The organism is Paenibacillus sp. J31R120 (assembly GCF_056269225.1).
Genome location: NZ_JBWDNN010000003.1, coordinates 280,845 through 293,909, shown reverse-complemented (window position 1 = coordinate 293,909; position 13,065 = coordinate 280,845). Strand labels below are relative to the sequence as shown.

The 13,065-nt window shown below is 55.3% G+C and carries 10 protein-coding genes; all 10 read left to right on the top strand.

Annotated elements, in window-relative coordinates:
* Window positions 1-26: 26 nt before the first annotated feature.
* Window positions 27-2,726 carry a DNA mismatch repair protein MutS gene (gene mutS / locus AC0YNW_RS13700; protein WP_475832470.1) on the top strand — a complete coding sequence of 900 codons (2,700 nt, stop codon included), beginning with the start codon at window positions 27-29 and terminating at the stop codon, window positions 2,724-2,726.
* Window positions 2,727-2,756: 30 nt separating this feature from the next.
* Window positions 2,757-5,096, top strand: a complete 2,340-nt coding sequence (gene mutL, locus AC0YNW_RS13695) for a DNA mismatch repair endonuclease MutL (RefSeq protein WP_475832469.1) — start codon at window positions 2,757-2,759, stop codon at window positions 5,094-5,096.
* The gene (locus AC0YNW_RS13690; RefSeq protein ID WP_475832468.1) at window positions 5,093-5,872 is read left to right on the top strand and encodes a class I SAM-dependent methyltransferase; all 780 of its coding nucleotides are present in this window, start codon (window positions 5,093-5,095) and stop codon (window positions 5,870-5,872) included. The genes mutL and AC0YNW_RS13690 overlap by 4 nt, the downstream gene beginning before the upstream one ends.
* Complete coding sequence (gene miaA, locus AC0YNW_RS13685) at window positions 5,865-6,887, top strand: tRNA (adenosine(37)-N6)-dimethylallyltransferase MiaA (RefSeq protein WP_475832467.1); 1,023 nt, start codon at window positions 5,865-5,867, stop codon at window positions 6,885-6,887. The genes AC0YNW_RS13690 and miaA overlap by 8 nt, the downstream gene beginning before the upstream one ends.
* Entirely contained in the window at window positions 6,884-7,129 is a 246-nt protein-coding gene (gene hfq / locus AC0YNW_RS13680; RefSeq protein WP_116044566.1) for an RNA chaperone Hfq, read from the top strand. The genes miaA and hfq overlap by 4 nt, the downstream gene beginning before the upstream one ends.
* 148 nt (window positions 7,130-7,277) lie before the next feature.
* On the top strand, window positions 7,278-9,764 hold the full coding sequence (locus tag AC0YNW_RS13675) for a transglycosylase domain-containing protein (protein WP_475832466.1): 2,487 nt from the start codon (window positions 7,278-7,280) through the stop codon (window positions 9,762-9,764).
* Between the two features lie 27 nt (window positions 9,765-9,791).
* Window positions 9,792-10,445 carry a peptidylprolyl isomerase gene (locus AC0YNW_RS13670; protein WP_475832465.1) on the top strand — a complete coding sequence of 218 codons (654 nt, stop codon included), beginning with the start codon at window positions 9,792-9,794 and terminating at the stop codon, window positions 10,443-10,445.
* Window positions 10,446-10,631: 186 nt separating this feature from the next.
* Window positions 10,632-11,189: a ribonuclease FAU-1 family protein gene (locus tag AC0YNW_RS13665; RefSeq protein ID WP_387473440.1), complete on the top strand. Its 558-nt coding sequence runs from the start codon at window positions 10,632-10,634 to the stop codon at window positions 11,187-11,189.
* Complete coding sequence (locus AC0YNW_RS13660) at window positions 11,186-11,863, top strand: YdcF family protein (protein WP_475832464.1); 678 nt, start codon at window positions 11,186-11,188, stop codon at window positions 11,861-11,863. The genes AC0YNW_RS13665 and AC0YNW_RS13660 overlap by 4 nt, the downstream gene beginning before the upstream one ends.
* Before the next feature lie 162 nt (window positions 11,864-12,025).
* The gene (locus AC0YNW_RS13655) at window positions 12,026-13,009 is read left to right on the top strand and encodes an AAA family ATPase (RefSeq protein WP_387473435.1); all 984 of its coding nucleotides are present in this window, start codon (window positions 12,026-12,028) and stop codon (window positions 13,007-13,009) included.
* Window positions 13,010-13,065 lie beyond the last annotated feature (56 nt).

Genomic DNA, 13,065 nt, shown 5'->3' with positions numbered 1-13,065 from the left:
AAGTACATATCGGGAGGAACGAAGAGATGGCCGGTTATACTCCGATGATTCAGCAATATTTGTCCGTGAAGGAGGAAGCGAAGGACGCTTTCCTGTTTTTCCGATTGGGCGATTTCTATGAAATGTTTTTTGACGACGCCATTAACGCCTCGCGCGAGCTAGAGATTACACTCACAGGTAGAGAGGGCGGCGGCAGCTCCAAAATTCCGATGTGCGGGGTTCCCTATCATTCCGCTGAAAATTATATTAACCGCCTGATCGAGAAGGGCTACAAGGTTGCGATCTGCGAGCAGGTGGAGGATCCGTCCGCGGCCAAAGGCGTCGTCCGGCGCGAGATCGTCCGCATCGTAACGCCCGGCACGGTTATGGAGGCCAAGTCGCTGGAAGGCAAGTCGAACAACTTTATCGCCTCAGTCGCGGCCGCTGGCGGCATGCTAGGCGTCGCGGCATGCGATCTCTCGACGGGAGAGTTCTATGTTACTTCTTTTCCGGAATCTCCGGCTTCGATGATTGACGAGCTGAATGTCTATGTGCCGTCGGAAGTCGTAGGCGATGAAGCGCTTATCCGGCTATTGTCGGGCGACGCGTCATGGGGCCGCCAGATTCCGCTGACGGAGCGCGGCGCGGTGTCCCGCGAGCGCGTGGCGGCTCAATTCGGCGAGGAGCAGCTTGCAGGCTTGCAGGAAGCCAGGCTGAAGGCGGTTAGCGTTCTAACCGGTTATCTGGAAGAGACGCAGAAGCGCTCGCTTGGCCATGTAACGGCGATCAAATCCTATGAACCGAATCAATATATGATTCTGGACCACTATACAAGACGCAATCTGGAGCTGACCGAGACGGTGCGCGACCGCAGCAAGAAAGGCTCGCTGCTCTGGCTGCTGGACCGGACAGGCACCTCGATGGGCGCAAGGCTGCTGCGCCGCTGGATTGACAAGCCGCTGCTAAGCCAGAGCGCAATCGATCGCCGGCTCGACGCGGTGGAGACGCTGTACCGCGATCTCATATTGCGCGAGGATATTCGCGCCGAGCTCTCGCCGATCTACGATCTGGAACGGCTTGTGGGGCGCGTCGCGTACGGCAATGCGAACGGGCGCGATCTGAATGCGCTGAGAAGCTCGCTGCGCCGTATCCCGTCTCTGACCGCACTATGCGAGGCATCGGGTTCCGCTGTGCTGCAGGAATTGGTGCGGGATGCCGACGATTGCTCTGATCTGGCGGATATGATCGAGACGGTCATTGTCGAGGAGCCTCCTGTATCCATTCGGGAAGGCGGGCTGATTCGCGCAGGCTACGACGAGTATCTGGATCAGCTTCGCGAAGCGAGCACGAACGGGAAGAAGTGGCTGGCCGAGCTGGAGCGTTCGGAACGAGAGGCGACAGGCATCAAGTCGCTGAAGATCGGCTACAACAAAGTATTTGGCTACTTCCTGGAAGTGTCCAAAACCAATCTGTCGATGCTGCCGGAAGGCCGCTACGAGCGGAAACAGACGCTCGCCAATGCCGAGCGGTTCGTCACACCGGAGCTGAAGGAGAAGGAACGACTCATACTTGAAGCGGAAGACAAGATGGTCGATCTGGAATATGCGAGATTCCTGGAGCTGCGCGACCATATCGCCTTGCATCTGCATCGTCTGCAGCGCGCCGCCTCCATGATTGCGGAGCTGGATGTCTACCAATCATTCGCAACGGTCAGCGCCGAACGCCGCTATATTCGGCCGAGCATGACGGAAGGCTTCGATATTGGGGTAGCAGAGGGACGCCATCCCGTCGTCGAGGCGGTGATGGACGGTGAGCCGTTCATCGCCAATGACACGCGCCTGAGCGCAGAGGAACAGCGCATCCTGCTCATCACGGGTCCGAACATGGCGGGCAAAAGCACCTATATGCGCCAAGCGGCACTGATTAGCGTAATGGCGCAGATCGGCTGCTTCGTGCCAGCGAAGTCGGCTGTGCTCCCTCTTGTCGACCGCATCTTCACGCGCATCGGCGCGGCGGATGATCTGATCGGCGGCCAGAGCACCTTTATGGTCGAGATGAAGGATATTCAGACGATGACGGAGAAAGCGACGTCCGCAAGTCTGGTCATTATTGATGAGCTGGGCAGAGGCACATCTACTGGCGAAGGCATGGCGATCGCCCAGGCAGTCATCGAATATGTTCATCACCATATTGGCTGTAAGGCGCTTGTCTCTACGCATTTCCATGAGCTCGCGCATTTGGAGGATTCGCTTAAGTCGCTCTCGAACGTCCGTATGGCTGTGGAGGAAAGCGGGGATGACGTGACTTTCCTGCGCAAGCTGATACCGGGTGCGGCAAGCACGAGCTACGGCATCTATTGCGCTCAGCTGGCGGGACTGCCCAATTCCATCATCGGCAGAGCATACGAGCTTCTGGACGAGACGGAGAGCAGCGACAATGGCAAGCGGGCGTCATTAGAAGCTGATATGCTTCATGAAGCTGCCGACCAGGCTGCAGCATCCTACAGTCCCGCTGCGCCTTCGGAACCGGTGATCGTTGCGGAGTCCGCGCCTGCTAAGACCACTGCTGTTGTGCAGCTGTCCATGTTCGAGGATTCGGCGGCGGCAGCGGAAGCGCCGAAGGCGCGCAAGGCATCGGCCAAGGCGGAGCAGCTGGCAGAGGAGCTGCGCAGCCTGGATCTGTTCAATATGACGCCAATGATGGCGATGCAGTGGCTGAATGACAGGAAAGCAAAGCTGAGAGATTAGTGCTGTCCATAACGGAAGGAGCGTGAAGACATGTCGAGAATTAAATTGCTGGACGAGCAGCTGGCGAACCAGATTGCCGCCGGCGAAGTAGTGGAGAGGCCATCCTCCGTCGTCAAGGAGCTTGCGGAGAATGCGATTGACGCAGGCAGTACGGAGATTGATATCACCATCGAGGAAGGCGGTCTGACGCTGATCCGGGTGACGGATAATGGAGGCGGCATCGAGCCTGATGATATCGCGACGGCCTTCCAACGCCATGCGACGAGCAAAATCTCGACGAGCAGCGATCTGTTCCGCATTGCGAGCCTTGGCTTCAGGGGAGAGGCGCTGCCCAGTATTGCAGCGGTCTCCAGGCTGACGTGCATGTCGGCCAATACAGACAGTGGACTTGCCCGCAAGCTGGTAATTGAAGGCGGTCATGTCACAGCTGATGAGCCTGCCAACGCACCGCGAGGCACGGACATGAGCGTGCGCGATCTGTTCTACAATACGCCTGCCAGGCTTAAGTATATGAAGTCCATTCAGACGGAGCTCGGCCATATCTCCGATTATATTAATCGGCTGGCGCTGGCACATCCCGGTATTGCCTTTACCTTGAAGCATAATGGCAATGTATTGCTGCGTACAATGGGGACCGGCGACAGACTGCAGGTTATCGCTGCCATCTATGGCACCAGCGCAGCGAAGGCGATGCTTCCCGTCTCCGGATCGGATGCCGATTATGAATTAACCGGCTTCGTGTCGAAGCCCGATCTGACCCGGGCGAACCGGAACGGCATTACGGCGGTGGTGAACGGGCGGTATATCCGCAGCCATGCAGTGAATCAATCGCTGCTGCAAGCCTACCATACGCTTCTGCCGATCAACCGGTTCCCGCTTGTTGTGCTGGAGCTTGGCATGCATCCAGGCCTGCTGGATGTGAACGTGCATCCTTCGAAGATGGAGGTGCGGTTCAGCAAGGAGACGGAGCTTCGTGCATTGATTGAGCGGACCGTGAAGGATGTACTCGGGGCGCATCGTTACATACCTGGAGCAGCGACGGGGAGCAGCCGCTCCAAGCCGCAGTATGTGCAGGATGCGATTTCGTTCCATATCGCGGACCGCATAGGTGATCCCGTTCAAGGGAAGGGAGCGGCATATTCGGCGACTTCTGGAGCTGGGGCTTCACCGTCATCAGCTGCCCGTTCCGAGGCGGCAGCGACTGCAGAAACGACCGCTGCGCCAGATCGAGCCGACACCCGAATGGACGGAGCGCCAACGGCTCCTATTGAACAATCGAGAGAGGTTTTTCATTCTGATGGACCGGCTCGAACGCCATATGGAAGATCGGCTGCTTCATCCGATTCCGGAAAAACCGGCTGGTCGGCAAGCAGCGATGATGTTCGCCGTTCAGCCCAGCCGGGAGGCCGTTCCGATCGGCCGTCCTGGCAGTCTCAGCCTCCCCATCGGGAGCAGGTGCCGCGGGATGCCGCGGAGAGGCTGTATGCGCCGTCTGCACCGACGCCTGATCCCCGTGAAGGGGATTGGACATGGCGGGAATCCGCGACAGCGTCATACAACTCAGAGAATCATGCAGGGCTAACCGCTGAGGATGAGGGATCGCCGCCTGTCCATCTGCAGCCCGATCTGTCCGACAACGATGCTAAGCAATCGGCTTTCGAAAAGGAGGCCGGAGCTGCTGAATCATCAAGCTTCTCTGAGGAAGGAATGCCGGCTAATACCGAGTCAGATGCTGATATCTCAGGAGATCGGCAAGCCGACCAGATGCCAGCCGCTGATCCTAGGTTCCCGGAGCTGCATTGGATCGGCCAGCATCACGGCACCTATATTGTCGCGCAAGCGGATGACGGCTTATACCTGATCGATCAGCATGCCGCGCATGAACGAATTAATTATGAGTATTACCTTCATAAATTTGGGAATCCTGTTGCTGCAAGCCAAGGCCTTCTTGTCCCCCTGACGCTGGAATTTACGCCGGGGGATGCATCGCAGCTGCGGGACATGACCGACTTGTTCCGCGAGGCGGGTGTCGAGATTGAGCCGTTCGGCGCGCAGACCTTCCTCGTTCGCGCCTATCCGGAATGGATGCCGGAGGGCCAGGAGCAATCGCTGATTGAGGAAATGGCGGAGCTGCTCATTGAGGAGCGCAAATCGATTAACGTGACGAAGCTGAGGGAGAAGGCGGCGATTATGTGCGCCTGCAAGGCGTCCATCAAAGCCAATGACCGGATGACAAGAGAAGAGGGCGATGCGCTGCTGGCGCGGCTGTCCCGCTGCTCCCAGCCATACACTTGTCCGCACGGTCGTCCGATTATTGTTCACTTATCTACTTATCAGCTTGAAAAAATGTTCAAACGGGTGATGTCATGATTATTACGACGGCTCCGAAGCCTACGCCCAGATCGCTGGAACAGGCGGGCAAGCTGGCTGCAGAGCTTCAAGCGGACGCCAGACCGCGCAAAGGCATGTCCGTGCGCAAGCTGCTGGAGATTAGCGGCGATAATCGTGTTATCATCGTCACGGATACCGAGACGCGGTATTATGAACACCCGGAGGAGCCGCCGCTGTTCTTCCATCCCAGCATGGCATTTGTCCGGGTGAAGCGGCTGCGCAAGGGCGAGAGTGATCCGCTCATTGGGCTGTCGCGCTGCGAGCCGGGCGACCTTATTATCGATTGCACGGCCGGCATGGCGGCAGACGCTCTTGTCTTCTCGTATGCGGCAGGAGAGGGGGGCGAAGTCATCGCGCTGGAGAGCGAGCCGGTTCTCTGCTCGCTGGTGAGACAAGGTCTGAAGCACTACGATACGGGGCTGCCGGATGTGAACGATGCGATGAGGCGGATTCAGATGACTTGCAGCAACCATGCCGAATACTTGGCTGCCCAGCCGGACAACAGTGCGGATATCGTCTACTTTGACCCCATGTTCCGCCAGCCCATCATGGAATCGGCCGCGATAGGCGCCTTCCGCTCGCTCGCCAATATGGACGAGCTGAGTCTGGAAGTGGTCGAACAGGCGAAACGCGTCGCCAGGAAGACGGTTATTATGAAAGAAAACGGAGTCAGCGACGAATTCGACCGTCTTGGCTTCACGCGCACCCAGTTCAATTCATCGAAAATAGCATACGGAGTGATTACCATTGACTGATCTAACGGGAGTACCGGAGAATCGTGCTGCAGGCAAGCCGCCGCTGCTCGTCCTCATCGGCCCGACGGCTGTCGGAAAGACAGCGCTTAGCCTGAGCATCGCCCGTTCTTGGAACGCGGAGATCATATCCGGCGATTCCATGCAGGTGTACCGGACGATGGATATCGGAACAGCGAAAATAATAGAGGATGAACGGCAGGGCGTGCCTCATCATCTTATCGATATACGGGAGCCGGAGGAAGCTTATTCCGCTGCCGACTTTCAAGCGGAGGCCGCCAGCGCGATAGCGGATATCGCCAACCGTGGGAAGCTGCCGTTCGTGGTTGGCGGTACGGGGCTTTACGTTGAGTCGCTCTGCTATAACTATCAATTCGCCGACAGAGGTTCGGACGAGGTCTTTCGCACAGAGATGGAAGCCTATGCCGAGCAGCAGGGAGCAGAGGCGCTTCACCGGAAGCTGGCTGATGTCGATCCGGTTGCCGCCGAGCGTCTGCATCCCAACGATATCCGGCGCGTGATCCGCGCGCTGGAGGTGCATCATACAACGGGACAATCCTTCACCGAGCAGCAGGCGGGCCAGAAGAAGGAATCCCCTTACAATCTGGTGCTCATCGGTCTGACGATGGATCGGGCGGTACTGTACCGCCGCATCGAGCAACGCATCGACGAGATGCTGCAGGAAGGTCTGGTCGAGGAAGTGGAGCGGCTGCTTGCCCGCAACTTGCCGCCGCATGCCGTGCCGATGCAAGCGCTCGGCTATAAGGAAATCGCCCGTTACTTGCGGGGCGAGTGCAGCTACGAAGCGGCTGTAGAGCTGCTGAAGCGGGATACGAGAAGGTTCGCCAAGCGGCAATTATCCTGGTTCCGGCATATGGGAGATATCCACTGGATCGATATGGGGGAAAATTTTCACAACAATTTGCGCTCGATTCATGCTATAATAGCAGGAAAGTTTCAAGATCATCTTGAATATACTTCTAATCAATCTTTTTTAGACGGGGGTAACGTCCAATGAACAAATCAATCAATATTCAAGATACGTTCCTGAACCAGTTGCGAAAGGATAACATTCCGGTTACCGTTTTTTTGATGAATGGTTTTCAAATTCGGGGCGTGATCAAAGCCTTTGATAATTTCACAATTATCATTGACAGCGAAGGCCGTCAGCAGATGGTGTACAAGCACGCAATTTCCACCTTCGTACCGCAACGGAACGTTTCTTTGATGCAGCAGGAACAAAACCCGTCTGAGGGCTAGTTTAGCGATCAATGTGAAACTTTCTTATAGAGGGATTCGTTTAACTAGATAGCGGCATGCAAGGGCAACCCGCTCTGAGCTGGGTTGCTCTTGCCTTTTCGCGGCAATGCTAGATAAAACGAAGCAAGGAAGCAGGAGGGGAGTCATCATGGCTGAACAACCTAGGAGAAGGACCACCACTACTACTACGAAACCAAAAACAAAGACAAAGAAAAAGAGACGAATGTCAGGCAAAGCATGGTTTTACGGTCTCTTTTTTACTGCAGTAATTGCAATTGTATGCGGCATTATCGGTTATCTATTAATTGTACTCAACGGTGAGAGGCTGCTTGAGGAGCATGGCAGCAAGCTTGAATTCGGAGAAGCATCCATCATCTATGATGTGAATGGCAATGAGATATCCAGGTTATACGATGTATTGGATCATCGCGAAGTAGCGGAGTTTTCGGAAATTCCCGATTTCATGAAAAATGCAATTGTTGCCACGGAAGACCAACGGTTCCGCGAGCATTCGGGGCTGGACTTCTGGGCGATCGGACGTGCGCTTGTGAAGGACGTTATCGCCCGCAGCGCCGTCGAGGGCGGCAGTACGATTACGCAGCAGCTGGCCAAAAACGTATTCCTGTCAGCAGACAAGACGTTCTTCCGCAAAGCGACGGAGGCTTCCATCGCGGTTGCGCTTGAGCAGCAGCTGACCAAGGATGAAATATTGACGATGTACTTGAACCGGATTTACTTCGGCAAAGGGATTCATGGCGTGAAGGCTGCAGCCGAATTTTATTTCGGTGTAGAGCTGGAAGATATGAAGCTGTGGCAAGCCGCAACGCTGGCCGCGATGCCGAAGGCGCCAAACCGCTTCAATCCGCTTATCAATCCGGATGAATCGATGAACCGCAGAGCGGTCGTGCTTCGTCTGATGTACGATCAAGGCTATATTACGGAAGCAGAGATGAAAGAAGCGCAGGCTGTCGTCTATGAGGTGCCGCCTAATCAGAACGCAATGAAGAGCGGTAAGTATTATGCTTATTCCGACTTCGTGCTGAATGAGGCGATGAAGATTACCGGCTTGTCCGAGGAAGAACTGCGCGTCGGCGGGCTGCATATCTATACGTCGCTTGACCCGCAAGCTCAGGATACGATGGATAAGGAGTTCGCCGATCCTTCCAACTTCGAGGAGAGCAAAGACGATCAAATCGTACAAGGCTCGATGATCATCATTGACCACCGCAGCGGTGAGATTAAGGCTATTGCCGGCGGACGCGATTATTCGTCACGCGGCTGGAACCGTGTGGACAAGATGCGCCAGCCGGGTTCGGCGATCAAGCCGATTGTTGCCTACGGCCCTGCGCTGGAGTCGGGCAAGTACTTCCCGTGGTCCACGCTGAAGAATGACCAGAAGTGCTTCTCTAACTATTGCCCGCAAGACAGATGGGGCGCTGCTCCTGTCTCGATGACGCAAGCAATGAAGGATTCGCGCAACTTGGCGGCGGTATGGATGCTGAATGAAGTCGGCGTCAAGCAGGGGGCGGCATTCGCGGAGAAGCTGGGTCTTACGCTGGAGCCGGACGACCGCAACCTGGCGATGGCGCTTGGCGGTCTGACGCGCGGCGCTTCGCCGCTGCAGATGGCAACGGCCTACAGCATTATGGCGAACGGCGGCAAGTCCGTCGATCCGCATGCGATTACGAAGATTACAGGCAAGAAGAACTGGGAATACAAAGCGCCGCCAACCCAGCAGCTGATGTCTCCTGAGACGGCTTGGTACTTGACCGAAATGATGCAAGCGGTCGTCGAGAAGGGCGGCACAGGCGCAAGGGCGGCGATCGATCGTCCAGTAGCGGGCAAAACAGGCACGACACAAGCCGGTATTCCGGGCTACAAAGGCAATGGCATCAAGGATGCCTGGTTCGTCGGCTATACGCCGGAGTGGACAGCCGCTGTCTGGATGGGCTACGATAAGACAGACGTAAATCATTTGCTCACTAAAGGCGGGGGTCAGTCGGCGGCATTGTTCGCCAAGGTGATGCGCCCTGCGCTGAAGGGCGTTGCGAAGGACAGCTTCAAGCGTCCGAACAACGTGAAGGAAGATAAACCGCCGATTACGATCAAGAACTTCAAGGCGGTATTCTCCGAGCCAGATGCCAGAGTAATGCTTAGCTGGGATCCGGTAAGCGAAAAGGATATTACGTATGAAGTGTACCGGAAGGAAAGCGGAGCAAGCGATTATATCCGCTTTGTGGATGCCGTTACGCCGTATACCGAAGATATGAGCGTCTTCCCGGGCGTGACCTACGATTATTATGTTGTGGCTTACGACGCCGCTACCAATCAGCGGAGCGAGCCGTCGAATGTCATCACGATTGCCGTACCGGAGATCGATATTGGCATTCCGGAAATTCCGATGGAGCCTGAGAATCCAACACCTCCTCCGGTGACGCCGCCTGGTGAAGGCGAACAAGGCGGAGAAGATGGCAACGGCGGGGAAAACGGCGGTGAGGGCACCGACCCTGGCACGCCTGAGACGCCTGGCAATACAGGTAATCCTGGCGGAGGAGATGGGGAAGTCGGCATTATCGATCCGACTCCTCCTCCTGCCGGCAATGCCGGAGACGGGGTATCGGTAGGCGGACTCTAAGCATATAGCAGGAATAGGTGGTTGGACATGTCGATTCGAAGCATGGGAACATTCCGTAACGTACTTGTAATCATAGCTTTCATGCTGCTCGTTGCCGGTTGCGGGTCCAAGGGCAACACGGTGCCGGTGTCGGACGGAAAGTCCGTTACCGAGCCGATGAAAGCCGTAAGCTGGGACAGAATGCCGCAAATGTCGATTGACCTGGACAAGCAGTATAAGGCCATAATTGCAACGAGCAAGGGAGAGTTCGTAGTGGAGCTGTACGCGAAAGCGGCACCTGTAACGGTGAACAACTTTGTGTTCCTCTCGAACGAAGGCTTCTACGAAGGTCTGAAGTTTCATTCCATTATTGAATCCTTTATGATCCAGACAGGCGATCCGAAGGGCAACGGCACGGGCAATGCGGGCTACCGGATTCCCGACGAGCTGAATTCGGAATCGGTCTATGAGGAAGGCACGGTAGCGATGTTCAATACCGGTTCGCCGAACTCAGGCAGCAGCCAATTTTTTATTTGCACAGGACCAGAGGCATCCAATCTGAACCGGCAGCCGAACTATACCATCTTCGGCAAGGTTGAAAGCGGTATGGATACCGTCCGTCAGATCGCAGCGAGTCCTGTTCAGAATGGCTCCCCGATCGAGGATATCATCATTGAATCAATCGTGATTGAAGTTGTATAGCATGAAGCGCCCCGCCGCTGGACTGATCAGCCAGCGGGGCGCTTTTTTGTTCATTAGAGGGCATGGCTCACTAACGCCGGTACAAGCTGTGCGTGTTTATTTTCCCCGTCGGGTGGAGATGGACGTTAAGATATGGTAATCTTTCTCTATAGGGGTTACCAATATGAACGGAAAGGTACGTTCCGTATGAAGAGAAAATTTTCTGACCGGGCGAATTGGCGCCGCATCCTGCGGAGAAGCTACTCCTGCCTGGCGCTTGACGGCGACGAGTTCCGAGGTCTGGTTACCTTTTATCGGATTCATGAGTTAAGGGAGCCGCTTTGGAAGGAATATGACGGGCGGAGGCTCTGTCTGGCCGATCGTGGTTATTTGTGGATGCAGCATTTTCCGAAGGGCGAGCATTTTGTCGTTACGACGATGTTCGATGATAAAGGACGCGTCATTCAATGGTATATTGATGTATGCAAGACGCAAGGCTTAACGGATCAGCAGGTGCCGTGGTTTGACGATCTGTATCTGGATGTAGTCGTATTGCCTAGCGGCGAAGTTTATTTGATGGATGAGGATGAGCTGGAGGACGCCTTGCGTGATGGGGATGTAAGCAGCAGGGATGTCGCGCTGGCCCGCAAGACGGCTGGAAGACTGTTGTCCAGCATCCGCAACGGCAGGTTCCGTTATTTTACGCTAAGCCTTAAGCATCGCAAGACGCTGGCGGAGAGAACGGGGGAACTTAGCGAATCATGAAAGCAGCAGTACAAAAGAAGAGCAGACCGCGGAGACGGAAGCGTGTTTTTCGCCCGTGGCTGCTCTTATTTCGTTTCATTATGTGGGGAATTGCGGTAGGTGTATTATGGAGCGGCTATATGCTCTGGCTCATTAATGGTTATAGCCCAAAAGAGGCTTATCCGGCGGCTGACGCCGGAATCGTACTGGGTGCGGCGTTATGGAATGACCGACCCAGCCCGGCACTTCGAGAGAGGCTGGAGTATGCCCGCACGCTGTTGGAGAACGGAACAGTGAAGACGCTGGTCCTCTCCGGCGGACACGGGGGGCGAGCCTCCACGTTGTCGGAGGCCGAGGGGATGAGGAACTATCTGGTGGAGAAAGGCGTGCCGGAAGACAAGCTGTTGCTAGAGACGCACTCCACGAGCACGTATCAAAATCTGGTGTTCAGCAGTATGCTTGCCGAAGAGAGGGGACATGCCACTTATCTGGTCATTACGCATGATTACCATGCGGCCCGCGCCGGAGAGATAGCCGCATATGCAGGGCTTAATCTTGCTGGCGTTGCAGGCGTCAAGTCGGCTGTCCTTAATGAGTTCTATAACGATTCCAGAGAAGTGCTGGCGTTCACCAAGTGGAAGCTGGACTGGCTGCTGCTTACCGCCGGTCTCCGCTCGCCTGAGTCCATGCTTTGAATCTGCTAATATGACGCTGCAAGATAGAATACAATTGTAGTGCGTGTTCAAAAAGTTCGGTTTTCAGCACCGTGAAGATTTCTGCTTCGTGATCAAAAGTGGACTTTTTGAACAACCTTTTGTAGTGCGAGCAGCTTCTGAAAAGGAAAGGTGATGCGCCAGATGAGCGGACACGTCATATCGGGACCAGGCAACGGAACGAGTAGACCTTCCCGCCAGATTAATGTTGTATTGCGCAGCCATGAGACATTCGGCAGCAGCGCCTCGGCCCATGCGCTTGAAGCGGAGCCGCTGCCATCCGTAAAGCCGTTGCCTGCGGTGGACCATTTTGCCGATATCCAGAAGGAACTGGAGCCGATGGTCGGTATGGATAACGTCAAGGCATTGGTCTATGAAATTTATGCGCTGCTCTACATTAGCCGAATGCGGACAGAGGCAGGCTTGTATGGCGGCTCTCAAGTTTATCATATGATCTTCAAGGGCAATCCCGGTACGGGGAAGACAACCATTGCAAGAATTGTAGCGAAGCTGTTCCAGAAGATGGGTGTGTTGACGAAAGGTCATCTCATTGAGGTAGAGCGGGCTGACCTGGTTGGCGAATATATCGGCCATACGGCGCAGAAGACACGTGACCTGGTACGCAAGGCGATGGGCGGCGTATTATTTGTAGATGAGGCGTATAGCCTTGCCAGAGGCGGCGAGAAGGACTTCGGCAAGGAAGCGATTGATACACTGGTGAAGGCGATGGAGGATCATCGCAATGGCTTTGTGCTGATTTTGGCGGGATATCCGCTGGAGATTGAACAATTCCTGATGACGAATCCGGGGCTGCCGTCACGCTTCCCGATCCAAATCGATTTTCCCGACTATTCGGTAGACCAGCTGATTCAAATCGGGGAGCTGATGGTGAAGGAGCGGGATTATGTGATGATGCCGCAGACGGTATTCAAGCTGAGGCAGCATCTGATGCAGGAGAAACAAAGCGATATGTTTTCGTTCAGCAACGCAAGGTTTGTGCGCAATACGATCGAGAAGGCGATTCGCCATCAAGCGGTGCGCCTGATTGGACAGTATTCCAATTCCGTGCCCGGCAAAGGCGAACTGATGTCAATCCGGCCGGAGGACTTGAAATTAGAACGAAGCTAGCTGCAATTTGAATAAGGGAGAAGCAGAAGCATGAGCAAGATTCAACAAGAGAACGG